The sequence below is a fragment of the Actinopolymorpha sp. B11F2 genome (genome assembly GCF_040195635.1).
In the GTDB taxonomy this organism is placed as follows: Bacteria; Actinomycetota; Actinomycetes; order Propionibacteriales; family Actinopolymorphaceae; genus Thermasporomyces.
Genome location: NZ_JBEFTX010000014.1, coordinates 137,716 through 164,071 on the forward strand (window position 1 = coordinate 137,716; position 26,356 = coordinate 164,071).

Here is a 26,356-nt window from a genome sequence, read left to right on the forward strand (position 1 = left end):
TCGTGCCCTATCGAGCCCCGGTTGTCGGTACCTGGAGAGGACTCATTTGCCCGTCTGACCCGGAATTATTACCCATCGGTAGGCCACCGTACGAAGATCACGCAGGCAGATCAGTTGTTTCGGCCCCAGGGCGGCCAGTCATCGTCCTCGGTCGGTGTGGGCTCCGGGGACTGGGTCGGCTCGGGCTCACCTGGCCCGGTGAAGGTCGGCTTGGGATTCGGGCCCGGGTCCTCGCCGGGCCCCGGCGGGACCGTCGTGGTGGGTTCGGGCTCCGCGGTCGGCGTCGGCGTCCAGGTCGGCTTCGGGTTCACGTCCTTGCCGACCTCGGCCGGCGGCGGGAACGGGGTCCTGGGCTGACCCTTCAACGCCGCCTTCATGAACGACGTCCAGATCCGCGCCGGATAGCCGCCGCCGAAGAACGTGCCCTGGCCGCCTACGTTGTCCAGCGACTCCTTCTTGCCGTCGCCGTCGGCGTCCTTGTAGAACGCGACCGCGGTCGACAGCTGTGGGGTGTAGCCGACGAACCAGGCGGTCTCGTCCTCGTGCGTACCGGTCTTGCCGGCGGCCGGCCGGCCGATCGCCTTGGCCTCGTTCTCACCGGTTCCGTTCTGGATGACGTCCTGTAGTGCGTGGTTGATGTCGCTTACCACGTCACTGTCGAACGCACGGTCCAGTCCGATCGGATGCTCGTATTCGACCTCGCCGCTGCGTTTGGCGACCTGCTGGACGACGTGCCATTTCGTGTGCTGCCCACCGGCGGCGAAGGTGGCATAGGCGTTGGCCATGTCCGTCGGCGACACCGAAGCGAACCCGAGAGCGACCTTGGCGTGCTTGTCCAGACCCTTGGTGTCTTCGGGAACGCCCGCCCGGATGGCCGCGTCGACGACCTTACCGGGACCACCCGGCTTGAGCGCGTTGACAGTCAGATCGGCAAAGGCGGTGTTGATGGACTCGCGGGTCGCCGTCGTCAGGTCGACGTACTCGCCGTAGTCCTCGTCGAACTCGTTGTTGACCTCGTCGCCGTTCTCGAGCTCGAACGGCGAGTTTCCGGAGAACCTGCTCTCGAGTGAGATGTTGTTCTCGAGCGCTGCGGCCAGGGCGAACGCCTTGAACGTCGAACCAGGCTGCAGCTTCGCCTGCGTCGCGTCGTTGAACTGCCGCTTGAGATAGTCCGGCCCGCCGTACATGGCTACGACCTCGCCCGTGCCGGGGCGCACTGCCGACGCTCCGGCGTGGACACCCTTGGCGTTCTTCTTCGGGAAGTTCTTCGTGAACGCCTGCTCCATCGCCCGCTGCGCCTTGGGGTCGAACGTGGTCGTGACCTTCAGGCCCCCGGAGTCGATCTCACGTTCGCTGTAGCCGAGCTTGGACAGCTCCTTGCGGACCTGCACGAGGAGGAAGCCGTTGGGCCCGTCATAGGTCTTGTTGTTGCTGGACTGGTTGATCTTGGGTAGCGGCCACGTCTTGGCCTGCTGGGGAGTGACCTTGGAGCCGAGCTGCGCCATCCCGGAGAGGACGTACCGGTAGCGGCCCTCGAGCCGAGGCTTGTTCGTCGGGTCGACCGACGGGTCGTAGTTGTTCGGCGCCCGCAACACCGCGGCCAGCACCGCCGCCTCCTGCGGGGTGAGGTCTTGCACGTGCTTGCCGAAGTAGGCGTCGGCGGCGACTTCGATGCCCCAGGCTCCTCGGCCGAAGTAGCTCGTGTTGAGGTAGTTCTGCAGGATCTGCTGCTTCGACTGCGTGCGCTCGATCTTCAGCGTGATGAAGAGCTCTTTGAACTTCCGCTTCCAGGTCTGTTCCTGGGTGAGGTAGTAGTTCTTGACGTACTGCTGGCTGATCGTCGAGCCACCCTGCGTCGACTGGCCGCGGGCCTGGTTCCACACGGCACGGGCGATGCCGGTCGGGGAGATCCCGCTGTCGGTCCAGAAGGTCCGGTTCTCGGCCGCGATGATGGCGTCCTGGACGCGCTGCGGCACCTGGTCGAGCGGAACCGAGATCCGGTCCTGATCCTCCAACTGGAACGACCCCATCACGCTCTTGCCGTCCTTGTAGTACAGGGTCGTGGTGTTGGCCGTCGCCAACTCGTTGGGGTTTGGGGGCTCGGTGCGCGCGTAGATGATGACGAACGCCACGACCGCCGCGAGCAGGCCGAGACCGGACGTCAGCAGCAGCCCGATCAGGATCTGGCGACCACGCCGGCGACGCCGCACCCGGCCGTGCGACCGACCACCACCTGCGCCTCCTCGACGGTGCCCCAGCGGTGCACCAGGTCGGCCACCACCCGCACCACCACCGTTCGCGCGTCCTCCGCGGTGACCGTCGCCCGCACGGCCGGAGTAGCCGTCGTCCAACACGTCGACCAGACCGAGGGATCGCCGCTCGGTCGGGCGGTCGTCGGGCATCCCGCTGAAGCGGTCGGCACGCTGTCCGACGTAGCCGTCCTCGCGCGCGGCGATGGAGGTGGGGCCACGACGACTGCCGTAGCCGTCGGTGTGCCGGCCACCGTTACCGGTGTACACACCGTTTCCGGAGTGCGCACCGCCGCCGGTGTACGCACCGTCGGCGCGCCGAGCGTCGTCATACGAACTGCCGCCGGTACGCCGACCGGCGGCAGGTGTGGCTCCGCGATAGTCGTCACGGCCGCCACGGGAACGGATCCGCGTCACAGTGTCGTCCCTCTAGGGTTGGCCGGCAGCGACTGGCGCTACCGACGGGTACGGCAAAGTGTCCGGTCTACGAGTATTCGTCCTCCACCGTGCGCTGTCGACGGGGGGGTCGCCGCGGCACACCATCGCCGAGGACGTAGGAGGTGGTGAGGTGATTCCACCCGCAGCCCTGGCACACCTCGACGACGTACACGCGAAACTCCCCGTGCTCGCGCGCCATCGCCTCGAGTTCGGCGGTCTGGCGAATTCGGCCGGAGTACTGCCCGAGCTCGTCACCGAACACATAGGTGACGTTCGTGAGCTTCTCCTTGCGGCAGACCGGACAGGTCCGGTCTGTTGGTTCCCCGTGAAACTTCGCCGCCCGTAGGAGATACGGGTCGGCGTCGCAGACGTCCTCCATCACGGTCGCGCGGCCACCGAACAGCGCGAGCAGCGTGGCTTTGCGCTGCAGGCTGTAATCGACGACCGACCGTTGGGACCACATGGCATCGAGGGTACGGCCTCATGCCAGCGGGTTGAAGGTCGCGCCCATGCGCGGTTCGTACGCCGATGGGGGTATTGCGCCGGACCGGCTCGCTGACCTATCGTGCACGCCTATCGCGTCGATGTATCGATGCGATATATCGGAGCTGGTGTCCGACCACGAGCGACGAGGCTCGTCCGGTGCTGGGCGGCGTCGCCTGCCTGAGGCCGCACCGCGGTCGACGCCGGCATGGCATGGACCCAGCGCGACTCCGGTGTCGCTGGGCCCCCGGAACGAACCCCCGGAACGGATGAGAAGGCGTGGCACGACGAAGCGGCGTACTCGAGATGGCTGTGCTGGGGCTGCTGAACGAAACCCCGATGCACGGGTACGAGATCAGGAAGCGGCTCAACGCCCAGTTCGGGTGGGGCAGAGCGCTCTCCTACGGCTCGCTCTACCCGTGCCTCAAGGCGATGCTCCGGCAGGGCTGGATCTCCGAGGACACGTCAGACACGACCACAACTGGACGGCGCCGCGCGAAGATCGTCTACCAGCTCACCGACAGCGGTGAGGACCGGTTCGCCGAACTCCTGGCAGAGGGTGGCCCTTCGACCTGGGAGGACGACAACTTCGGCGTCCACTTCGCCTTCTTCGCCCGTACGGACATCAGCGTGCGCCTGCGGATCCTCGAAGGGCGGCGGCGCCGCCTGGAGGAACGGCTGGACCGGGTCCGCACCCAGCTCGAACGCACCCAGGAACGGGTCGACTTCTATGCCGTCGAACTCCACCGCCACGACCTGGAGTCCGTCGAACGGGAAGTGAGCTGGCTCAGCAGCATGATCGCGTCGGAGCAGCGGGAACGCGGACAGCCAGCGAACTGAGCCGCGTCGACCTTCGCGCGCGAGACGACTTGGGAGACACGCCCTAGCGGTGCACAAATGACAACGGTGCGCTTCACCTTCAGGGGTGCATCGACACTGCGGTGCTTAAGACAAGGGAGATGACCTTGAGGGATTCGCAGGCGATCCGGGTTGCCCTCGTAGGTGTCGGCAACTGCGCGACCTCACTGATCCAAGGCGTCCAGTACTACCGGGACGCCGACCCGGGTCAGCAGGTGCCGGGCCTCATGCACGTGGAGTTCGGCCCGTATCACGTCCGGGATGTCCAGTTCGTCGCCGCTTTCGACGTCGACGCCAAGAAGGTCGGCCAGGACATCGCCGACGCCATTGGTGCGAGCGAGAACAACACGATCAAGATCTGTGACGTTCCCCCGACCGGAGTGACGGTTCAGCGCGGACCGACATTCGACGGACTCGGGAAGTACTACCGCGAGACCATCACCGAGTCGGACCAGGATCCCGTCGATGTCGTGCAGACGTTGAAGGACGCCGGGACCGATGTGCTCGTTTCGTACCTTCCGGTGGGTTCTGAGCAGGCCGACCGGTTCTATGCGCAATGTGCGCTCGACGCGGGTGTCGCTTTCGTCAACGCCCTGCCAGTCTTCATCGCGACCGACCCCGCATGGGCGAAGAAGTTCACCGACGCGGGGTTGCCGATCGTGGGCGACGACATCAAGAGTCAGGTCGGCGCCACCATCACGCATCGCGTGCTGTCGAAGCTTTTCGAGGACCGCGGCGTCGTCGTCGACCGGACGTACCAGCTCAACTTCGGCGGCAACATGGACTTCATGAACATGCTCGAACGCGATCGGCTCGAGTCGAAGAAGATCTCGAAGACCCAGTCGGTGACGTCGCAGATCCCGCGCGAATTGGAAAAGCGCAACGTGCACGTGGGTCCGAGTGATCACGTGCCGTGGCTCGACGACCGCAAATGGGCGTACGTACGACTGGAAGGGCGTGCGTTCGGTGATGTGCCGCTCAGCCTGGAATACAAGCTGGAGGTCTGGGACTCGCCCAACTCCGCCGGCATCATCATCGACGCGATCCGGGCCGCGAAGATCGCGAAGGACCGCGGCATCGGCGGCCCGATCCTCTCGGCGTCGGCGTACTTCATGAAGAGCCCGCCCGTGCAGTATTCCGACGACGAGGCGCGGAATCTGGTGGAGAAGTTCATCCGCGGCGACGTCGAGCGCTGAACCTTCCACCCTCACCATAGAAGCGCTGAGCTTCTTCTCCTCCACCCCGGGCAGCCGGTTCGTCTGGCCCCGGGGTGGAGGCTTTGCGAACTAGCCTTGGGAAGTGCAGTTCGTGACCGACCTCAGGGTGCTTCTGGGGTACCGGGATTTCCGCCGGCTCTTCGCGGTCCGTCTTGCCTCGCAGTTCTCCGACGGGATATTTCAGGTCGCACTCGCGTCGTATGTTCTCTTTTCTCCGGAAAGGCAACCGACGGCTACCGCCATCGCGGCCGGGTTCGCGGCGCTGCTGCTGCCCTTCTCCTTACTGGGGCCGTTCTGCGGGGTGCTTCTCGACCGCTGGTCGAGGCGGCAGGTGCTCTTGGCGTCCAACCTCCTCCGGGCGGTCCTGGCGGCCGGGATCGCAGTGCTTGTGTCCGGCAACGGTGACGGTCCCGGTTTCTACCTGCTGGTCCTTGCCTGCCTGTCGGTCAACCGGTTCCTGCTGACGGCCCTGTCGGCGGCACTTCCGCATGTCGTACCGCTTGATCGTCTCGTCATGGCCAACGCCGTCTCCCCGACCTGCGGCACCCTTGCCTACCTCGTGGGGATCGGGGTTGGCTCAGGCGTCGCGACACTCAGCGGGGACATGGTGTCAGCGGGCCCTGAGACGGTGGTGCTCAGCGCCGCCTCAATCGGTTTTCTGGCCGCCGGGCTGCTGGCGCTCCGCATGTCTCGACGGCTGCTCGGGCCGGACCTCGACACGGCGCGGCGGGCGGTACGAGAGGCGGTCGGGCACGTCCTGCAGGGCTTCGTCGACGGCACCCGGCACGTGTGGTCGAGGAGGTCGGCCGTCTACGGGTTGGCGGCGATCGGCGTCCAGCGGTTCGTCTACAGCGTCTCCGCGGTGGCGATGCTGCTGCTCTACCGCAACTACTTCTCGCCCGCGAACGCCTCAGCTGGACTCGCCGGCGTCGCCACCGCCGTTCTCGCCAGCGGGCTGGGTTACGGCACGGCCGCGCTGCTGACGCCCATCGTCGTACGCCGGATAAGGAAGGAGACTTGGATGGTCGCGCTCTTCGGTGCGGCGGCGGTGAGCATCGTCCTGCCGGGCGCGTTCTACACCCGGGTCAGCATGCTGGCAACGGCCTACGTCCTCGGGGTCGCGGCGCAGGGCATCAAGATCTGCGTCGACACGCTCGTACAGGAGACGATCGACGACGTCTACCGCGGGCGCGTCTTCGCACTCTACGACGTGCTGTTCAACGTGGTCTTCGTCGCGGCGGCGGCGTTCGCGGCGGTCACGCTGCCCCCGACCGGCAAGTCGTACGCGATCCTCATCTGCTCGGCGGCGGTCTACGCGGCGGCCGCGGTGGGTTACGCCCGTGTGACCGGAGTCTGGACCCGCCCACGGGACGACGCGTACGCGGAGACCCGCCGTTCCCTCCCCTGACCCGCCGTTCCCTCCCCTGACCCGCCGTTCCCTCCCCTGACCCGCCGTTCCCTCCCCTGACCCGCCGTTCCCTCCCCTGACCCGGCGGGCTGACCCACGCGGCAAGCCGGGCGGGTCGGCCGGGCGGGTCGGCCGGGCGGGTCGGCCGGGCGGGTCGGCCGGGCGGACAACCTGGACCAGCCGCGCCAGCCGGCCGGCGGGGAATGACCACGCTGAGCAGGCCTGTGGACACTTCCGAGGCGTCCATGCCTGTTCCAGGTGCCACAGGCATGCTCAGCGTGGTCATTCGCGGTCCGTTCGCGGTCCGACCGCCGTCCGACCGCCGCCGGGCCGTCCCGTCTTGAGCCGGTCCTGTGCCGAGCTGTCATTCGCACGCAGCTCAGCCGGTGGTCCGCCGGCAGTCCCGGGTCACTCCATCTAGCCGGAGGACTCGGGTTGGTCCTTCCACCACCGGAGGAGCTCCGCCCGGACGGCCTCGGGGTCCTGCGGTCCCTGGTCGAGGCGGACCTCCAGCAGGTGCCGCCACGCCCGCCCCACGATCGGCCCCGGCCCGACGCCGAGCAGCTCCATGATCGCGTTCCCGTCGAGGTCCGGCCGGATCCGGTTGATCTCCTCCTCCTCCGCCAGCCGGGAGATGCGTTCCTCCAGCTGGTCGTAGGTGCGCTGGAGTGCGGCCGCCTTGCGCTTGTTCCGGGTGGTGCAGTCGGCCCGGGTGAGCACGTGCAGCCGGTCGAGGAGCGGGCCGGCGTCGCGGACGTAGCGTCGTACGGCCGAGTCGGTCCACTCTCCACCGCCGTAACCGTGGAAACGCAGGTGCAACTCCACCAGCCGCGCCACGTCGTGGATCTGCTCGCCGGAGAACCGAAGCGCCCGCATCCGCTTCGCGGTCATCTTCGCCCCGACCACCTCGTGGTGGTGGAACGTCACCCGACCGCCGCCCTCGAACCGGCGCGTCGCCGGTTTGCCGATGTCGTGCATCAGCGCGGCGAAGCGGGTCACGAAGTCGGCGCCGCCGTCTGGGCGCACCCGCTGCTCCTGCGCGATCGCCTGCTCCAGGACGGTGAGGCTGTGCTCGTAGACGTCCTTGTGTCGGTGGTGTTCGTCGACCTCGAGCCGCAGCGCCGGCAGCTCTGGCAGCACCTGATCGGCCAGACCCGTGCTCACCAGCAGCTCCAGGCCCGCCCGCGGATGCGCACCGCAGACCAGCTTGACCAGTTCGTCGCGGACGCGTTCGGCCGACACGATCGAGATCCGGTCCGCCATCGCCCGAATCGCCTCGACCACCTCCGGCGCCACGGCGAAGCCGAGCTGGCTGGCGAAGCGCGCCGCCCGCAGCATCCGCAACGGGTCGTCGGTGAACGACGCCTCCGGCGTACCGGGAGTACGCAGAACACCCGCCACGAGATCGGTCACACCGCCGTACGGATCGACGAAGACCCGCTCCGGCTGGGTGACCGGCAGCGTGACGGCCAGGGCGTTGACCGTGAAGTCGCGCCGGCCGAGGTCACCCTCCAGCGTGTCGCCGTAGGTCACCGTCGGCTTACGGCTCTCCGGGTCGTAGGACTCGGCACGGAACGTCGTGATCTCGATCGTCCACTCGCCCTTGCGCGCGCCGATCGTGCCGAAGTCGCGGCCGATGTCCCATGTGGCGTCGGCCCACCCGGTCAGCAGGCGTTCGATCTCGTCGGGTCGTGCCCGGGTGGTGAAGTCGAGATCGTGGCCGAGCCGCCCGAGCAGTGCGTCACGCACCGACCCGCCGACCAGGGCGAGCGGGACGCCCGCGGACTGGAACCGCGCGCCCAGCTCGTCGATCACGGGTGCGATCCGCAACAGTTCGCGTACGCCTCGGCGCTGGGCCTCGCTCAGCCGGTCGCTCGACACGGGAGGCAAGCGTACGGCGTGGCCCCAGCCCGTCTGGCCGTCGCCCGCCCTCCCGCCATCCCCGGGACGGCCGATGCCTCTCAGCGGCGACCATTAGCATCGAGGGGTGTTGCCGCGTCCGAGGTTGCTGTGCGCGCTGCTGACCGTGCTGGCCAGCCTCGTCAGCGTGCTCTCGGCCGCGACCCCGGCCACGGCCGACGGGGAGCCTCGACTCCGCGTAACCGTCGACTCACAGACCCCCTATGCCACGTCCGCCACCAAGGAGATCCGGGTCTCCGGGCGGGTCACCAACACCGGTGACGTCCCGCTGTCCACCGTCAACGCGATGCTGTGGCTCGATGAGACCCCTCTCACCACCCGTGATCAGCTCGCGACGGCGGCGGCCGAACGTCCCGGCGAACGCCTCGGCGTACGCCTGGACGAGCCATGGGAGCTCGTCGACGAGGTGGCGACGACGCTGCCACCGCGGGCGACGAGGAAGTTCGAGGTCGCCGTCCCCACTGACGAGCTGCAGCTCGACGAGTCCGGTGTTTATGTCGTCGGCGTCGACATCCGGGCGCTCCCACCGGACACCTCCGAGCGGGAGACCTGGCGGGCCCGGTCGTTCCTTCCGTTCATCGAGAAGGGCACCACGATGACGCCGGTGGAGGTGTCGTTCCTGCTGCCGATCAACGGCCGCCCCGGCCTGGTCGCCGGTGAGGAGATCAGCACGCCACCCCGGACGAGTCCTTCGCGGAGCACCACCACACCGGACGGCCTGCCGAACCTCAAGGAGTTCGGACCGAACGGCCGGTTGAGCCGCCTTCTCGAGCTCGGTTCGGCCCATGACCTGACCTTCGTCGTCGACCCGGCGCTCCTGGCCGAGGCCGAACGCATGGCCGACGGTTACACAACCTCCAACGGCAGGGAGGTCAAAGCCAGTGAGACCGCCGACATCCGCCGGTGGCTCAACCGCGCCCGTGGAGTGTTGGACGCCGGTCACACCCTGATGCTGCCGTACGCGGATCCCGACCTGCCCGCACTCGAGCGTCACCGGTTCACCGAACGTTCCGGCCAGGCGGTCAACGCGGCCAAGCAGGCGGTCAAGGACTACCGCGCGAGCGGCACCCTCGCCTGGCCGGGCGACGGTTACGCCGATGCGGGCACACTGGAGATGATCGCCGCGAGTGGGGCCAAGACCGTGCTGCTGTCGAAGCACGCGATGCCGGACCTGCCGCGCGACGGATCGAGCCCGGTGGCGTCCCTCGCGACCCCGGAGGGCGCACTCACCGCCCTGGTGGTCGACCCGGCCCTCACGGCCGGTGGTGGTCCGGCGGTCAAGTCCTCGGTGGTCAACGTCCAGCAACGGTTCCTCAGCGAGACCGCGCTCCTTGCCATGCAGGAGGTCGACCCTGACGCCGTGGCCGCGGGGAGTGCCGCCTCCTCGGGACCCGCCGGGCCGCCTGGCACCGGCGCCGCCCCCGCGGCTCCCGGGAGTCCTCAGGACCCGCAGCGCCGCGTCGTCGCGGTGTTCCCCCGCGGGTGGAACCCCGGCGCGGCCGGCTCCCACCTGTTCTCGACCGTCGACTCCACGTCCTGGCTACGCCCGGTATCGGCGGCGGCGTTGCTGTCCCAGCCGCCGACGGCGTACGGCGGTCCGCTCGCCAGGTCTGGCGCCGACGAACGTGCCGAGCTGAGTCCTTCCGTCCTCAGCCAGCTCCGGGAGCTCGATGCGACCACCGACACCGTCCTCGACCTGCTCGCCGATCCCAAGGAGTCCCGCGCGCGCGTCGACCTCGCGTTCCTGCGCGGGACCTCGATGGCCTGGCGGCAGGAGCCAGAGCAGGCCGCCGAGCTGATCGACGCGATCGACGCCGACCTACGGGAAACGATCACCGACGTGTCGGTGATCCCGCCACCTCTGGTGACCTTGTCCAGTCGTACCGGCCGGTTCCCGGTCACCATCGAGAACAAGGGCGACAACCCGGTCCAGGTCCAGCTCGACGTCCGGTCCACCAGCCCTGACCGGCTCAAGGTCGCCCCGATCGAGCCGGTACGCGTCGACCCGAACCGCAAGGTCACCGTCCGGGTCGACGCCGAGACCTCCGGCGGCGCGCGGTCGGTCCTGATGCAGGTGGGTCTGACCACGACGGCAGGAACGGAGTTCGGGGCCACCGAATCGTTCCCGGTCAACATCCGGGGTTACGGCCAGGTCGGCTGGGTGATCATCTGCGCGGGCCTCGGACTGCTGCTGCTGGGCGCGAGTACCCGGATCTTCCGCCGGGTCCGTGCGGTGGTCACCCGCCGACACGATGCCGACGAGCATCCAGACGAGGGTCCTGGCGAGGGTCCTGGCGAGGGTCGAGGCGAGGGTCGAGGCGAGGTCGGCGAGACCGGGGACGAGGAAGGGACGGAGCAGCCGCCCCCCGCCCCGCGGGGCGTTGCGTCGCTGCCGGACCTCGAGCTTCCCGACGGCGCGTCGAACGGCCAGATCAGGCTGAACGCGGCACACCAGGACCGGAACCACACCACCGAAGCGGAGCACAGCACCGGAGCGGAGCACCCCGCCGACGCCGGCACTGGCGCCGACAACGGCATCGACACCGGCACAGCCACCGGCAATTGCACAGGCACTGGCCTCGACGCGAGCCGTGGCGCCGACGCCGACCGTGACCCGGCCGCCCACCACGGCGTGCGCGCGGGCTCGGAGTCCAACGGCACCGACCCCGACCACGACAGGACGAGAGCGCCGCGGTGAGCGAGGAAACTGTGGCCCCGGCGGACGCGCCGGCCCGCCAGTCGAGTCTGCTTCGCGCCAGCGCCGTCATGGCACTCGGCACCATCGTCTCCCGGCTGACGGGTTTCGTCCGCAGCCTGGTCCTGGTCTGGGCGCTCGGCACCGCGCTGTTCGCCGACACGTTCAACCTCGCGAACGCCCTGCCCAACTCGCTCTACATCCTGGTCGCGGGCGGCGCGCTCAACGCGGTCTTCGTACCCCAGTTGGTCCGCGCGATGAAGAACGACCCGGACGGCGGCCAGGCGTTCGGACAGCGGCTGCTCACTCTCACCGCGATCGTGCTCGCCGGCATGAGCGTGGTGGCGGTGCTCTTCGCACCCGCACTTGTCAGCGTCTACGCGAGCGACGACCTGCTGGAGCAGGCCAACCGGCCGTACTTCACCCTCGCCGTCACCTTCGCGTGGTACTGCCTGCCGCAGATCTTCTTCTACGGCCTCTACATCATCTTCGGCCAGATCCTCAACGCCCGTGGACGATTCGGCCCGATGATGTGGTCGCCGATCCTCAACAACCTGATCGCGATCGCGGTCTTCGGTACGTTCATCGTCGTCTCCGACGCCGACTCGCCGCAGTCGATCGACGGCGGCGACATCGCGTTGCTCGGCCTCGGTTCGACACTGGGGATCGCGCTGCAGGCGCTGTGCCTCGTTCCCGTTCTCAGGAAGGCCGGGTTCCGGCTCCGTCCTCGCTTCGACTTCCGCGGCGGCGGCGTCGGCAGGTCTGGCAAGCTCGCCGCCTGGACGATCGGGTACGTCCTCATCAACCAGCTGTGGTTCGTCACCGCGACGCGACTCACCACCGGAGTCGGTGCCCAAGCGCTGACCGTGTACGGCGCCGAGCAGGGCTACGGCCTGACGCCGTACCTCAACGCGTACCTCATCCTGATGCTGCCGCACGCGGTGATCACCGTGTCGATCGTGGCGGCCCTGCTCCCCCGGATGAGCCTGGCGGCCGCCGAGAACGATCCGGCGCAGGTGCGTTCGGACCTCTCCCACGGGCTGCGGCTCACGGCCGTCGCCATCATCCCGGCGGCGGTCGCGTTCCTCGCGCTCGGTCCTGACATGACGGTGGCCCTGTTCATGCACGGCCAGGTCGACGAGGCGAGTGCACGGTTCATGGGGTACGTCCTCATGGGCTTCGCGCTCGGCCTGATCGGCTTCTCCAGCCAGCACATCATGCTGCGTGGCTTCTATGCGTACGAGGACACCCGGACGCCGGTCTTCATCCAGATCCTCGTGGTGGCGGCAAGCGCGGCGTGTGCGATCACCGCGTACGCCGTCCTTCCAGTGCAGTGGAAGACGGTCGGCATCGCCGTGTCGTACGGCATCGGCTATTGGATCGGCTTCTTCGCCAGTGTCGCGGTTCTCCGGCGGCGGATCGGCGGGGTTGACGGCCGTCGCCTGCAGAGTACGTACGCCCGGGCGGGTGCCGCGGCACTGCTCGCGGGGCTGGGGGCGTACGGTGTGGGCCGGCTGGTGTCAGGCGCCCTGGACGGTGGCGCGATCGGGGCGGCGACTGCGGTGCTGGCCGGTGGCACCGTCCTGGCAGGGGGCTATCTTCTGCTGGCACAGGTGTTCCGGGTCCGTGAGATCGCCGAACTCGTCGCGCTGGTCCGTGGTCGCCTCGGCCGTGGCTCAGTCTGAGCCGCCGGCCGTCCCCGGCGGGCGCAGCGGTCACCGGCCAGGGCCTGGTCGTGGTCTGCTTCGACACGTCTTTCGTAGGCGGGGTCCGACCGCCGCGAAGGTGCCGGAGAGGTGGAAGTTGCCGTTCCAGCACAAGGACGGCGCTGGCATTAGCATGTAGGCGCAAGCCAACCAAACTGGGGCGCGGCGTCGTCCCCCGGCGGGCAGGAGGGCCGTGCATCCCACTGATGTCGACCCGGGCGTGACGCTCGCTGGCCGCTACCGGGTCGCCGAGCTTCTCGCGGAGACCCCGGGTGATGGTGGCGTGGCGCAGACCTGGCGCGCGGTCGACGAAGTCCTCTCACGTTCGGTAGTGCTGCATGTGCTGGCTGCCGACGACCCCCGTGCCGACCAGCTCCTCGACGCGTCTCGCAAGGCCGCCACGGCTTCGGACGTCCGGTTCCTCCGAGTCCTCGACGCGCTCCGTGACGATGGCGTCGCCTACGTCGTCCGCGAGTGGGTGGCCGGTCGCAGTCTCGGCACCGTCCTGGCTGACGGCCCATTGCCGCCCCACCAGGCCGGGCTGCTGGTCCGCGAGGTCGCGGAGGCGATGGCGCGGGCCCATGACCAGGGCCTGACCCACGAACGCCTCGACCCGGACAGCATCGTCGTCACCGACTCCGGTTCGCTCAAGATCGTGGGTCTTGCGACCCAGGCGGCCCTCACCTCCAACGGTGGCGGCGGAGGAGAAGATGAGCCGGGCCGGCTCGACTCCCTCGGCCTCGGTCGGCTTCTCTACGCCGGCCTCACCGCCCGCTGGCCGACCGGTCCACGGTCCGGGCTCAGTGCGGCGCCGAGGGCCGCCGATGGCTCGCTCCTATCGCCACGGCAGTGCCGGGCCGGCGTACCCCGTCCACTGGATGAGATCACCGAACGCATCCTCGTCGAGCATCCACGCAGTGGCTCGCCGTTGCAGACGGCGCGGGAGATCGCCACCGCCCTGACCGAGGTCGTCGGCGTGACCCCGATCGAAGGGCTGCTACCTCCTGCCGGGGCGTCGGGTGCCGATGCACTCGGTGGAGCGATGGAGCCGCGGCGGTCCCGCTACGCCGACGAGCCGACCCAGGTGGGTGGGCGACCGGTCGACCTCGATCCAGGCGTCCCCAACGGTGCCGTGGCGATGGAGGGCGGCGAGAGCACAGGCGCTTTGCCTGCTGACCGCGGCGGCCCAGCGAGCTACGGCGGTCCCGCTGGATACGGCGGTCGTCGAGACGACGACGCCCACAGCGCGTACCGGCCTTCGGGCGCCTACGCGCCCATCCGCCAACATCACGGTTACGCACCCGCCCCACGCCCGGTCAACCCGCGCTGGCGGCGCCTCGCCGGCGTCTTCGTCGGGATCGTCCTGCTCGCCGGCGCAGGGCTGCTCGGCTGGCAGCTCATGAGCCAGGCGTTCGGTCCCAGCGACCCCGGCCCGACGTCGTCGCCTGGTTCGACGCCGTCCGATGCCAAATCGCCCGCCAACGTCAAGATTCAGGTCGTTGCCGCGAAGGACTTCGACCCGCCGCCCGGCGGCAACGGCGAAGAGCATCCCGAGGAGATCTCCAACGCCTATGACGGCGACCCGGGAACCTCGTGGACGACGATGTCCTACTTCGACGACCCCCTCACCACATACAAGCCCGGCGTCGGCATCTGGTTCGACCTCGGCAAGGCGCAGGATCTCACCTCCGTACGCCTCACCCTCGTTCCGGGCGGCACCGACCTCCAACTCCTGGCTGCGCCGAAGGACGCCAGCGGCCCGCCCGCGACTCTGGACGGATGGGACCCCGTGGCGTCAACCAAAGGCGCCGACGAACAGGTCACGTTGAAGCCCAAGAACGAGGTCAGCACGCGGTACGTACTCGTCTGGATGACACGGCTCCCGCCCGACGGCGGGGAATATCGCGGCGGCATTGCGGAGATCGTCGTCCGCCGATGACCTCGAGCACCCCTAGCCGTCTCATCGAGGGCAACGACGTGCCCACGGACAAGGAACTGATCGCCCGCCACGTTGCCGGTGACCCCGATGCTTTCGCCGACCTGTTCCGCCGGCATCGCGATCGGCTCTGGGCGGTGGCGCTGCGAACCCTCGCCGATCCGGAGGAGGCCGCCGACGCCCTCCAGGACGCCCTGGTGTCGGCATTCCGCAACGCCGGTCAGTTCCGGGGTGAGTCGGCCGTCACGACCTGGCTGCACCGGGTGGTCGTCAACGCCTGCCTCGACCGGGTACGCCGCCGCGCTGTCCGCGCCGCGGATCCCCTCCCCGAGGACGACCGGGCGGCTGAGCTCGCGGCCGTACGCCCGCCGGATCCCGCCGAACAGCAGGAGCTCCGGATCGACATCATGACCGCTCTCGACAGCCTGAACGCCGATCAGCGGGCGGCGATCGTGTTGGTCGACATGGAGGGCTACTCCGTCGACGAGGCGGCCTCGATGCTCGACTGCGCGCCGGGCACGATCAAGAGCCGCTGCGCCCGTGGGCGTGCCCGGCTGGTCCCCCTTCTCCTCCACCTGCGGGGTGGGCGGGGGGAACCGGACCAGGATCCGGGTTCTTCCGGGAACCCGACCGCGTCATCTGACGTCCAAGGCGTGCCTGGGCCGGGACAGCTGCCGGATCCGGGTTGGCCGACGGCTTCCGGAGGACGCCGTCGGCGTACGACGGACCGACACGCAGGGGAGGCGAGGTGACGGTGGGTCCCCATATCAGCAACGACCTCCTCGCCGACTTCCTCGAAGGTCTGCTGACCGATCATGAGACGGCGCAGGTGCATGCTCACCTGCGGGCCTGCGGATCCTGCCAGGCGGTCGCCGACAGCCTGGGCGAGCTTCGCCTGCTGCTCCGCGACGCCGGCACCCGGCCCGCCCCGATGCCCGTTGTCGTCAGTGACCGGCTGGAAGCGGTGATCAGCGCCGAGGTCGCCGCACGGGGTGCGGAGGCTTCAGGAGCCTACGAGCCCGGCTACGTTTCCGACACCGCCACTCCCTCGGGAACCAGCCTCGGACGGGTCAGGCGCATGTCGCGTCCTGGAGCCCGCAGGGCCGAACGAAAGAAGCCACGCTGGGTGCCAGCGCTCGCCGCAGCCGCCAGTGTGGCAGCACTCGCCCTGGGCGGCGGTGCCGTCTACTCCGCCCTCAGTGGCGCCGGAACGCCCACGGCGCAGAAGCCGGGTCCGTCGTCGAGCACTCCGGCACCGAAGGGCGACACCACGGTCGGTTTCCGGGCCGGAACAAAGGCGACACTCTCCGCCGGAAGCTTCGCCGACCAGATTGACGGCCTGCTGGAACGTCGGCGGGCGCCCTCGCCCACGCCGAGCAAGTCGTTCCAGACCGACGACATTCCCGGCATCGCGCCGCCCACCCGCCCGACGGACCGCTGCGTCAAGGAGCTGCTCGAGACCGAGAACGCCGGCAAGCTCCTCGCCACGATGTCGGCAAGCCTCGACGGCAAGCCGGTCACCCTCGCCCTCACCGAGACCGGCAAGCCCGGACTCGTCCGTGCGTACGCCATCGCCTGCGGTATGAACGCCAAGATTGTCCGTTCCGCGGACATCGCCCCCCGCTGACGAGGGCCTCCAAGGTCCCGCCTCGTAGCCACCCGTGGCGCCCTCCCCGTCACGGAATGTCGGGCACCTAGGATCGGTTACCGCAGTGACATCGCTCCAGATTGCCCCGACGAATGCGAGGATCGGTCCGTGACTGACGTCCGCAATGTCATCATCATCGGATCCGGCCCGGCCGGTTACACCGCGGCCCTCTATGCCGGACGTGCCCGGCTCAACCCCCTCGTCTTCGAAGGCTCGGTCGAAGCCGGCGGCGCGCTGATGAACACGACCGACGTGGAGAACTACCCCGGTTTCCCCGACGGGATCATGGGACCCGACATGATGGACGCGTTCCGCAAGCAGGCGGAGCGTTTCGACGCCGAGCTCATCCCCGACGACGTCCAGCGGGTCGATCTCACCGGCGACATCAAGGTGGTCGCCGACAGCTCCGGCACCGAGCACCGCGCGCGGGCAGTCATCCTGGCGATGGGTTCCCGCTACCGCAAGCTCGACATCCCCGGTGAGGACCTGCTGTCGGGGCACGGCGTCTCGTGGTGTGCGACCTGCGACGGGTTCTTCTTCCGCGACCAGGACATCGCGGTCGTCGGCGGCGGCGACTCGGCGATGGAAGAGGCGTTGTTCCTCACGAAGTTCGCCAAGTCCGTCACCGTGATCCACCGGCGTGACGAGCTGCGCGCCAGCAAGATCATGCAGGACCGGGCATTCGCCAACGACAAGATTTCGTTCGTGTGGAACTCCACCGTGAGCGAGGTCCTCGGCAAGGACAAGGTCGAGGGCGTACGCCTGACCAACCTGCGTACCGGCGAGGAGTCCACCCTCCCGGTCACCGGGCTCTTCGAGGCGATTGGCCACGACCCGCGCAGCGACCTCGTACGCGGCCAGGTCGATCTCGACGACGAGGGCTACGTCAAGGTCGACGCACCGACGACCCGCACCAACCTGCCGGGCGTCTTTGCCGCAGGCGACCTGGTCGACCACACCTACCGTCAGGCGATCACGGCGGCCGGCACGGGTTGCGCCGCGTCGCTGGATTCCGAGCGGTTCCTTGCCGCGCTGGAGGACGTCCCGGAGGTCTCCGCCGCGCAGACCACAGCGCCCACCATGGGGGCGGGATGAAGAAGCCCGTCCTCGGTGTTGTGCTGAGTACGTAAGCGGAGAGGAGAAGCCCGTGGGCGCGATCAAGCCCGTGACCGATCTCGAGTTCGCCACCACTGTCTTGCAGAGCGACAAGCCGGTGGTCGTCGACTTCTGGGCGGAATGGTGTGGTCCGTGCCGGCAGGTCGCGCCGGTTCTCGAGGAGCTCGCGACCGAATATGCCGACAAGATCACCTTCGTCAAGCTGAATGTCGACGAAAACCCCCAGACGCCGTTGGAGTACCGCGTCACCGGCATTCCGACGATCAACGTCTATGTCGGCGGCGAAGTCGTGAAGTCGTTGGTAGGCGCTCGGCCCAAGGCGGCGATCAAGGCGGAACTCGCCACCCTCGTCGCAGCCTGAGCACCAACCGCACCTGACCAACCCGCCTGCTGCTCAGCCGCACACCTCAGCCGACGAGCCCGGGCCACCCGCATGGGTGAGCCCGGGCTCGGCATTTCCGTACGGTCTTCCGGGCTTCGCGGCGGCGCCGGGCGAGCGTGGGGAGGTGGCCCAGCTAGCATGGCGTGGGTGATCCGGAAGACCACGACCGGATCTGCGTGCAACGCGACGTCGTTCGGAGGCGCCCATGGCCGAGCATCGATACGGGCTGGGCAACCGCGGTCCCGCGGTGGCTGAGATCCGCTCCAAGCTCACCCAACTGGGCCTGCTGGCCGCCGCCCCCGACCAGGATCTCGACCCGGGCGCCGCCGTCTTCGACGAGAGCGTCGACCGGGCCGTACGCCAGTTCCAGCAGCAGCGCGGCCTCACTGCCAACGGCGTGGTCGATGCCGAGACCTATCGCGTGCTCGACGAGGCCCGCTGGCGCCTGGGTGACCGGTTGTTGTCCTTCCAGGCCGGGCACCTGCTGATCGGCGACGACGTGGCGACCCTGCAGCAGCGGCTGCTGGAGCTGGGATTCGGCGTCGACCGGGTCGACGGGGTCTACGGTCCATCCACCGAACGTGCCGTCAAGGAGTTCCAACGCAGCGTTGGTGCGCCGCCCGACGGAACCTGCGGCCCCGCGACGTTCAAGGCCCTGGCGCGCCTCTCCCCGATCGTGACCGGCGGACGCGCCGACGCCCTGCGCGAGTCCGAACGCATCCACCGGGCCGGCCCGCAACTCCCAGGCAAGGTCGTCGTCATCGACCCGGGCCACGGCGGTGTCGACCGCGGCTGCTTCTCCCACGGCCTGTCCGAAGCGGAGATCGCATTCGACCTGGCGTCCCGGATCGAGGGTCGGCTCGCCGCCACCGGCGTACGGGTCTTCCTCACCCGCGGTCGCGACACCAGCCCTGACGAGGCGGAGCGGGCCCGGTTCGCCAACGAGACCCGCGGCGACCTGGTGGTCTCCCTCCACGTCGACGAGCACCCCAGTCCGGAGGCGGGCGGCGTCGCGACGTACTACTACGGCACGGTGGGCGACGACGACATGCGGTCGACGCTCGGCGAGCGGTTCGCCGGCCTGGTGCAGCGGGAAGTGGTTGCCCGTACGGACCTACGGGACTGCCGTACGCATGCCAAGACCTGGGATCTGCTCCGCTACACGAAGATGCCGGCCGTACGCATCGAGCTCGGCTACGTCACCAACGCAGGCGACGCACTCCGGTTGTCCGATCCGGGATTCCGCGACGTCGTCGCCGAGGCCATCGTCGTCGCCGTCCAGCGGGTCTACCTCCCACCGGACATGGACTCACCGACCGGGGTTCTCCAACTCGGCCAGCTCATCCGCTGATCGAGGACACGCCCCTGCCGCGCACCGCTGCACCCTCACCAGGTCACCTGGCCAGCCTTGTCGTTCCGTAGGACAATTCGTTCGCCGTCCGGTATCTCTTTCTCCCGTCGTGGTACATCATTTCGCCGCTCGCGGGAGGTTCTTCGACATGAAGTCTTGGCGCACCATCGCGGTCACCGTCGCCGCCACATCGCTCCTGTTCCCCGGACCTGCGTCCGCCGCACCACAGGCCGACGCCGGGCACGGGCACAAGGCCTTCGACCTGCAGGCGCATCGGGGCGGCCTCGGCCTGGTGGTGGAGAGCACCCTTCCCGCGTTTGCCCACGCACTCGAACTCGGCGTCAGCACCCTCGAGCTCGACATCCAGGTCACCGAGGACGGCGAGGCCGTCGTCACCCATGACCGGCGGATCAGCGACCGCAAGTGCCAGGACACGGCGCCGGTGGTGGCGGGCGACCCGGAGTTTCCGTACGTCGGCAAGTACATCAACACGCTCACCCTCGCCCAGGTCAGGACGCTCGACTGCGGGTCGCTGACGCTGCCGGAGTTTCCCGGTCAGCAGGCGTTCCCCGGCGAGCGCATGCCGCGCCTTCGGGAGGTGTTCGCGCTCGTCCACCGGTACAGGGCATACGGCGTGACGCTCAACATCGAGACCAAGGTCGAGGCCGGGGCACCCAGCGAGACGGCTCCGCGGGAGCAGTTCGTCCAGGTGGCGGTGAAGGAGATCCGGCGGGCCCGGATGCTCGGCCAGGTGACGATCCAGAGCTTCGACTGGGGCGCCCTCATGCGGATGCGTGAGGTCGAACCCCGGCTACCGATCGTCGCCCTGACCAACCGGGACTTCCTGCAGACCGGGCAGGCCGGAGCGTCACCGTGGCTCGGCGGTCTCGACATCGACGACTTCGGCGGTGACCCGCTGGCGGCGATCGCGTCGTTCGGTGCGGACGCCTTCTCGCCGGTCCACGGCTTCCCTCAGAACGGCAAGGTCACCGACCCTGGCTACGAGCCGTACGTCACCGCCGACATGGTCGCGGCCGCCCATGCACGTGGGATCCAGGTGATCCCCTGGACCGTCGACGACGAACCGACCATGAACAAACTCATCGACGACGGTGTCGATGGGATCATCACCGACTACCCCGACCGGCTGCGGTCGGTGATGGCAGAGCGAGGGTTCCGGCTGCCCCGCGCGTACGCTCCCCCACCGGGGAACTGAACATCAACTCCGGACCGGGCGGAACGCACCTTCGGGTGTCATCGAGCCGAGGAGCTTCTCCAACGCCGCCTCGACATCTTCCTTCCAGGTAAGGGCATTGCGGAGTTCGAGCCGGAGGCGGGGATAGCGGTGGTGCGGGCGTACCGTCTTGAAGCCCACGGACAGCAGGTAGTCCGCCGGGACGACGCACGACGGCTTGCGCCACTTCGCGTCACCGAAGGCCTCGATCGCGCGGATTCCACGCTTGACCAGGTCCTTGGCAAGGCCCTGGACCAGCATGCGTCCCAGGCCGGCACCCGCGAACTCCGGTATGACGTAGGCCGTCATCAACAAAACGGCGTCCCCGCTCACCGGAGAGGTGGGAAAGGCGACCGAACGCGGGACGTACGTCGGTGGTGCGTACACGACGAATCCGGCCGGCGTCCCGTCGACGTAGCAGACCTTGCCGCAGGAGCCCCATTCGAGGAGTACGGCGGAAATCCACGCCTCCTTCTCGAGGGCGGGATCACCGGCCTCCTCGGCCCGACGGCGCGCCACCGGGTCCAATTCCCAGAAGACACAACGACGACATGGCCGCGGCAGATCGTCGAGGTTGTCCAGAGTGATGTTGGCAAGGCGGCGCATCGTACTCATATCGCGTATGTGATGCCAAAGGGCGCATTCCCCGACAGTTACTGACCGGGTTGGACGGCGGTGTGATCGTCAGACGGCGTGGGGGCGAAATATCCACCCGCATAGTTCGTCACGAGAGGTTCCGGATGCTTCGGCCGACGACGGAGCAGACCCGTGGCAAAGCCGGCCAGAACGCCGGCACCTATTCCGCACAGAATCCAGGACACGATCCGCATGACAACCCTTCCAGCGAGCACCCACTCCCCAAGGGGACGCCTCATGAGGCATCGTAGTAGCTGGGTGGCCCGCCTGGTGACAACGGCTGGGCCGCTCTCGAACGGAGAGGAGCCGTATCCCCATGGAGGAGAGCCCGGATCGTCAACCTTTGCACCGTGAGACGCGTTTCGACGCCGACGTCGCACGGTACGCATCCCGAGCTCGCGGCATGGTCGCCTCCGAGATCCGCGCACTCTTCTCCGTCGCCAACCGGCCCGAGGTGGTGTCGCTCGCGGGCGGTTCGCCCAATATTTCCGGACTCCCCCTCGACGTCGTGAGCTCCCTGATCGGGGACCTGGTCCTGCAGCGGGGCACCACGGCTCTGCAGTACTGCACCGCGCAGGGCGACCAGACCCTGCGGGAGCAGATCACCGACGTGATGCGGCTCGTCGGCATCGAGGGGTCGGCCGACGACGTGGTCGTGACCGTCGGGAGCCAGCAGGCACTCGACCTGGTCACGCGGATCTTCTGCGATCCGGGCGACGTGGTGATCTGCGAGGCGCCCAGCTATGTGGGGGCGCTCGGGGTGTTCGCGTCGTACGAATGCGACGTCGTCCACGTCGCCATGGACGACGACGGGCTGATCCCCGAGCACCTCGACGCCGCTCTCCGCAGCGTGGCGGCCAGTGGACGGCGCGCCAAGTTTCTCTACACGATCCCGAGCTACCACAACCCGGCCGGTGTCTCCCTCAGTGCCGAACGCCGGGCCGCTGTGCTGGAGATCTGCCACCGGTACGACGTCCTGGTGGTGGAGGACGATCCGTACGGCCTGCTCGGGTTCGACGGTGAGCCCTACCGTGCGCTCCGCGCGGACGACCCGGGACGGGTGGTCTACCTCGGGTCGTTCTCCAAGACGTTCTCCCCCGGGCTCCGGGTCGGGTGGGCGCTCGCGCCACACGCCATCAGGGACAAGCTGATCCTCGCCCAGGAGTCGGCGACGCTGTGCCCGCCGGCGTTCAACCAGCTGGCCGTGTCGACCTATCTCGCCAACCATGACTGGCACGGCCAGATCAAGGCGTTCCGCGAGATGTACCGCGAACGCCGGGACGCCATGCTCGAGGCACTCGCCGACCTGATGCCGGCCACGACAACGTGGACCACGCCCAAGGGCGGGTTCTTCGTCTGGGTGACACTGCCAGACGGCATCGACGCCAAGGCGATGTCACCACGTGCTGTAACCGCTCGTGTCGCCTACGTACCCGGCACGGCGTTCTACTCCGACGGGTTCGGCAGCCAGTGCATGCGCCTGTCGTACTGTTTCCCGCCACCTGATCGGATCCGGGAAGGGATCCGTAGGCTCGCCGCCGTCGTCGAACATGAGATGGAACTTCGGGAGACCTTCGGACCACTTCATCTGGGTAGAGGTCAAGGTGTCGAGTTTCCCGGGCCAGATCTGCGATGAGTGGCCGGCGACCCGGGTGGAAGTGAAGGGGCAACAGATGAGCGATCTCGGACGGGTCCAGGTGTTGGCCGGCGGACTCTCCCATGAGAGAGACGTGTCCCTGCGGTCCGGGCGGCGGGTGAGCGAGGCGCTGCGGGCGGTCGGCGTCGAGGTCGAAGAACGCGACGCCGATGCAGGCCTCATCTCCGCGCTGGAGAACGATCCACCCTCGGCGGTCTTCCCGCTCCTGCATGGCGCCGCCGGTGAGGACGGTGCGTTGCGGGAGGTCCTCGACCTGCTCGACGTGCCGTACGTCGGATCCACCGCGGTCGCGTGCCGGGCGGCGTTCGAGAAGCCGGTGGCGAAGACGATCGTGTCCGCCGCCGGTGTGCGGACTCCGCCGTCGGTCGTTCTCCCGCACGACACCTTTCGGGAACTCGGCGCGCAGACAGTTCTCGAACGCATCGCCGACCGGCTCGGTCTGCCGTTGGTCGTGAAGCCGTCCCGCGGTGGATCCGCGCTGGGCTGCACGGTGGTCCACACGATCGCGGACCTTCCGGCGGCCATGGTGAGCTGCTTCGCCTACGGCGAGGTGGCGCTGCTCGAACGCCACGTGGCTGGCACCGAGGTCAGCGTGGCCGTGATCGACGTCGGCGACGGACCCCGCGCCCTGCCTGGTGTGGAGATCGTTCCCGACAGTGGGATCTACGACTACGCGTCGCGCTACAACGCCGGCGCGACGGAGTTCGTCGCTCCTGCCCGGCTCCCCGATTCGGCGGCCGACGCCTGCGAAGAAGCCGCGCTCGCCGCGCATCGGGCGCTGGGGTTGCGCGACCTGTCGCGTACCGACCTGATCGTGGACTCCGCGGGGGTCCCGTGGTTCCTCGAGGTCAACGTCGCGCCTGGGATGACCGAGACCTCACTCGTGCCGCTCGCCATCGAGTCGGCCGGCCGGGATCTCGGGGTGCTCTGCCGCGACCTGCTCCAGGCCGCCGCCCAGCGGTCCGAGATTCGACGCTCCTGACGATCGGTCACCCGACGCCGGTCGACGGTCCCGATCGGTCGGTCGGTCACGGACCGGCGGGGACCAGAGCGGCTCCCAGCTACCGTCAGGCGCTGCGCGGATCCATCAGGTCGACGATCCGCTCGAGGTCCTCGAGCGACGCGAACTCCAGCGTGATCTTGCCCTTCTGGCGACCCAGATCGACCTTCACCCGGGTGTCGAAGCGGTCGGTGAGCCGGGCCTCCAGATCGCCGAGCCGAGGGGCGACCGGCTTCGGTGAACGGGCGGCCTTGCTCTTGCGTTCCTTTCCGCCGGCGCTGACCGTGACGATCTCTTCGAGCGCCCGCACCGAGAGTCCTTCCGCGACGACCCGGTGCGCAAGCTTCTCCTGCGCCTCCTCTTCGGCGACGGACAGCAGCGCTCGCGCGTGACCGGCCGAGAGAATCCCTGCCGCCACTCGGCGCTGCACCGCTGGTGGCAGCTTGAGCAGTCGGAGCGTGTTCGTGATCTGAGGGCGCGACCGTCCGATCCGCTGGGCGAGTTCGTCGTGGGTGCAGCCGAAGTCGTCGAGCAGCTGCCCGTAGGCCGCCGCCTCCTCCAGCGGATTGAGCTGTGCGCGGTGCAGGTTCTCCAGCAGCGCGTCGCGCAGCATGTTCTCGTCGCCGGTGTCCCGAACGATCGCCGGGATGACGTCGAGGCCCGCCTGCTGCGTGGCGCGCCAACGCCGTTCACCCATGACGAGCTCGTAGCGCTCATCCCCCAGCCGGCGTACGACGACGGGCTGGAGAAGGCCGATCTCCTTGATCGAGTGAACCAGCTCAGCCATCGCCTCCTCGTCGAAGACCTGGCGCGGCTGGCGCGGGTTGGGCGAGATGGTGTCGATGGGCAGTTCGGCGAAGTGGGCACCCTGGACCGGTGCCGGCTCGTCGGGCGCAGACGGGGAGGGGTGGTCGACATCCACCGCCGCACGATGCGCCGGTTCAGCGCCGCGCTCCGGCGGGGCCACCTCGCTGGCGGGTGGAGCGGACTGGATCAGGGCGCCGAGTCCACGCCCCAAGCCACGTCGAACCGTCATCTGAGATCCCCTCGATCGACTCCAGTCGCGGTCGCCGAGCCTAGTACTTCCTGCCGAACGACGTCGGGTGCCGCGATCGAGCGGTTGGCGCCGGCCGCGGATGGTGCCGCCGGATCGCGGAGCGCGAGCTCGCGCGCCGCCTCGAGATAGGACAGAGCTCCCGGCGAACCGGCATCCCATGTCATGACCGTCTGCCCGAAGCTCGGCGCCTCCGAGATTCGTACGGACCGAGGGATCGCGCTGCGGAGGACGGTGTGGCCAAGGCTTTCCCGAGCGTTCTCCGCCACCTGGGCCGAGAGCCGCGTGCGGGCGTCGTACATCGTGAGGATGACCGTCGTCACCTGCAGGGAACGGTTGAGCTCGCGGACGAGGTTGACGATGCGGAAGAGCGTCTCGACGCCTTCGAGTGCGTAGTACTCGCACTGGATCGGGACCAGTACCTCCCTGCCGGCGACCAAGGCGTTCATGGTCAGGAGGCCGAGTGAGGGCGGGCAGTCGATCAGGACGTAGTCGTACCGCTCGCCCGCGGCCGCCTGCTCGTCGAGGTACGCATCGAGGAACTTCTTGAGCCGGGCCTCTCGTGCGACGACGCTCGCGAGTTCGAGCTCGGCACCGGAGAGGTCGATCGTGGCAGGCACCCCGAACAGTGTCGGGAAGCGATGAACCGGATGGACGAAGTTTCGCATCGGTTCACCCTCGACGATCACGTCGTAGATGTTCGGTACGCCTTCGGTGTGGTCGATGCCGAGGGCGGTCGATGCATTGCCCTGGGGGTCAAGATCGACGACGAGGACACGTGCACCGGAACCAGCCAGGGCGGCTGCGAGATTGACGGCGGTCGTGGTCTTGCCGACGCCACCCTTCTGGTTCGCCACTACGAAGACCCGGGTCTGCACCGGGCGGGGAAGGGTGGGACTGAAGGCGACGGGCACATTGGACTGAAGTCCGGCCGTTGGCGGCGGTTCGGCATCTTCGGGTGTTTCACGTGAAACGGTCGCTGCCGCGGCATTGGTGGCACCCAGATCGGCCGTCTCCTCGGCGGACATCTCGACCGCTGAGGACACCTGTGGAATCGCACCGAGGTCCGCGGACAACGCCGACGTTCCAGGGGTGCCACCCTCGCGCCCTTCGTCCTCCACTACCGCAGTGGAGGTCGACATGGGCGCCCCTTCGCCGGCGCCGACCTCCGTCGCCCAGCGGAGTCCAGCGGGCCCTTCGACCGGCCAACCCAGTCCACCCACGGCCTGACGACGAGGCCGAGTCTCTTCGGCATCCTGTTCCTCGGTAGTCGACGGCCAGTCGAGCGGCCATCCAAGTCCAGCGGTCACGTGAACCTCCGTCACACTCAGCCTCCCCACCAAACCGAAGCTCGGGGGCGACGGCCAC

General features: G+C 68.6%; 20 protein-coding genes. 14 read left to right on the forward strand and 6 right to left on the reverse strand.

Annotation, left to right across the window (positions count from 1 at the left end):
* Positions 1-110: 110 nt before the first annotated feature.
* Positions 111-2,666, reverse strand: coding sequence for a transglycosylase domain-containing protein (locus ABN034_RS23640; RefSeq protein ID WP_349693199.1), 2,556 nt, complete (start codon positions 2,664-2,666; stop codon positions 111-113).
* Between the two features lie 67 nt (positions 2,667-2,733).
* Positions 2,734-3,150: a DUF5318 family protein gene (locus ABN034_RS23645; protein ID WP_349330365.1), complete on the reverse strand. Its 417-nt coding sequence runs from the start codon at positions 3,148-3,150 to the stop codon at positions 2,734-2,736.
* Positions 3,151-3,449: 299 nt separating this feature from the next.
* On the opposite strand from ABN034_RS23645, the gene ABN034_RS23650 reads away from it, so the two are divergent.
* The 3 genes from ABN034_RS23650 to ABN034_RS23660 all read left to right on the forward strand — a co-directional run bounded on the left by ABN034_RS23650 (position 3,450) and on the right by ABN034_RS23660 (position 6,653).
* Entirely contained in the window at positions 3,450-4,010 is a 561-nt protein-coding gene (locus ABN034_RS23650; protein ID WP_349330364.1) for a PadR family transcriptional regulator, read from the forward strand.
* 125 nt (positions 4,011-4,135) lie between these two features.
* Positions 4,136-5,224: an inositol-3-phosphate synthase gene (locus ABN034_RS23655; protein WP_349693200.1), complete on the forward strand. Its 1,089-nt coding sequence runs from the start codon at positions 4,136-4,138 to the stop codon at positions 5,222-5,224.
* A gap of 103 nt (positions 5,225-5,327) precedes the next feature.
* Positions 5,328-6,653, forward strand: coding sequence for an MFS transporter (locus tag ABN034_RS23660; RefSeq protein WP_349693201.1), 1,326 nt, complete (start codon positions 5,328-5,330; stop codon positions 6,651-6,653).
* A gap of 417 nt (positions 6,654-7,070) precedes the next feature.
* Here the strand turns inward: ABN034_RS23660 and ABN034_RS23665 are convergent, their stop codons facing one another.
* Positions 7,071-8,534 carry a CCA tRNA nucleotidyltransferase gene (locus tag ABN034_RS23665; RefSeq protein WP_349693202.1) on the reverse strand — a complete coding sequence of 488 codons (1,464 nt, stop codon included), beginning with the start codon at positions 8,532-8,534 and terminating at the stop codon, positions 7,071-7,073.
* A 106-nt stretch (positions 8,535-8,640) separates the two neighbouring features.
* On the opposite strand from ABN034_RS23665, the gene ABN034_RS23670 reads away from it, so the two are divergent.
* The 9 genes from ABN034_RS23670 (at position 8,641) to ABN034_RS23710 (ending at position 20,623) form a co-directional block, all read left to right on the forward strand.
* Positions 8,641-11,271, forward strand: coding sequence for a DUF6049 family protein (locus ABN034_RS23670; protein ID WP_349693203.1), 2,631 nt, complete (start codon positions 8,641-8,643; stop codon positions 11,269-11,271).
* Positions 11,268-12,953: a murein biosynthesis integral membrane protein MurJ gene (gene murJ / locus ABN034_RS23675; RefSeq protein WP_349693204.1), complete on the forward strand. Its 1,686-nt coding sequence runs from the start codon at positions 11,268-11,270 to the stop codon at positions 12,951-12,953. The genes ABN034_RS23670 and murJ overlap by 4 nt, the downstream gene beginning before the upstream one ends.
* A 214-nt stretch (positions 12,954-13,167) precedes the next feature.
* On the forward strand, positions 13,168-14,913 hold the full coding sequence (locus ABN034_RS23680) for a protein kinase family protein (protein ID WP_349693205.1): 1,746 nt from the start codon (positions 13,168-13,170) through the stop codon (positions 14,911-14,913).
* A complete protein-coding gene (gene sigM / locus ABN034_RS23685) occupies positions 14,910-15,662 on the forward strand; it encodes an RNA polymerase sigma factor SigM (RefSeq protein WP_349693206.1) in 753 nt (250 codons plus the stop codon). Before ABN034_RS23680 ends, sigM begins: the two co-directional genes overlap by 4 nt.
* Positions 15,659-16,537 (forward strand): anti-sigma factor family protein, encoded by an 879-nt coding sequence (locus ABN034_RS23690; RefSeq protein WP_349693207.1) that lies wholly within the window; start codon positions 15,659-15,661, stop codon positions 16,535-16,537. The genes sigM and ABN034_RS23690 overlap by 4 nt, the downstream gene beginning before the upstream one ends.
* A gap of 129 nt (positions 16,538-16,666) precedes the next feature.
* The gene (trxB, locus tag ABN034_RS23695; protein ID WP_349693208.1) at positions 16,667-17,653 is read left to right on the forward strand and encodes a thioredoxin-disulfide reductase; all 987 of its coding nucleotides are present in this window, start codon (positions 16,667-16,669) and stop codon (positions 17,651-17,653) included.
* Between the two features lie 52 nt (positions 17,654-17,705).
* A complete protein-coding gene (gene trxA, locus ABN034_RS23700; protein WP_349330354.1) occupies positions 17,706-18,035 on the forward strand; it encodes a thioredoxin in 330 nt (109 codons plus the stop codon).
* A gap of 226 nt (positions 18,036-18,261) precedes the next feature.
* Positions 18,262-19,407 carry an N-acetylmuramoyl-L-alanine amidase gene (locus ABN034_RS23705; protein ID WP_349693209.1) on the forward strand — a complete coding sequence of 382 codons (1,146 nt, stop codon included), beginning with the start codon at positions 18,262-18,264 and terminating at the stop codon, positions 19,405-19,407.
* A gap of 148 nt (positions 19,408-19,555) precedes the next feature.
* On the forward strand, positions 19,556-20,623 hold the full coding sequence (locus ABN034_RS23710; RefSeq protein ID WP_349693210.1) for a glycerophosphodiester phosphodiesterase family protein: 1,068 nt from the start codon (positions 19,556-19,558) through the stop codon (positions 20,621-20,623).
* A 3-nt stretch (positions 20,624-20,626) separates the two neighbouring features.
* Here the strand turns inward: ABN034_RS23710 and ABN034_RS23715 are convergent, their stop codons facing one another.
* Complete coding sequence (locus tag ABN034_RS23715; protein WP_349330351.1) at positions 20,627-21,256, reverse strand: GNAT family N-acetyltransferase; 630 nt, start codon at positions 21,254-21,256, stop codon at positions 20,627-20,629.
* 337 nt (positions 21,257-21,593) lie between these two features.
* Here ABN034_RS23715 and ABN034_RS23720 point away from each other — a divergent pair, with 337 nt between their 5' ends.
* A complete protein-coding gene (locus tag ABN034_RS23720) occupies positions 21,594-22,913 on the forward strand; it encodes an aminotransferase-like domain-containing protein (protein ID WP_349693211.1) in 1,320 nt (439 codons plus the stop codon).
* A gap of 37 nt (positions 22,914-22,950) precedes the next feature.
* Positions 22,951-23,916, forward strand: a complete 966-nt coding sequence (locus ABN034_RS23725; protein WP_349693212.1) for a D-alanine--D-alanine ligase family protein — start codon at positions 22,951-22,953, stop codon at positions 23,914-23,916.
* Between the two features lie 85 nt (positions 23,917-24,001).
* Here the strand turns inward: ABN034_RS23725 and ABN034_RS23730 are convergent, their stop codons facing one another.
* Positions 24,002-24,970: a ParB/RepB/Spo0J family partition protein gene (locus tag ABN034_RS23730; protein ID WP_349693213.1), complete on the reverse strand. Its 969-nt coding sequence runs from the start codon at positions 24,968-24,970 to the stop codon at positions 24,002-24,004.
* Positions 24,967-26,130, reverse strand: a complete 1,164-nt coding sequence (locus tag ABN034_RS23735) for a ParA family protein (RefSeq protein ID WP_349693214.1) — start codon at positions 26,128-26,130, stop codon at positions 24,967-24,969. Before ABN034_RS23735 ends, ABN034_RS23730 begins: the two co-directional genes overlap by 4 nt.
* Positions 26,131-26,356: the final 226 nt, after the last annotated feature.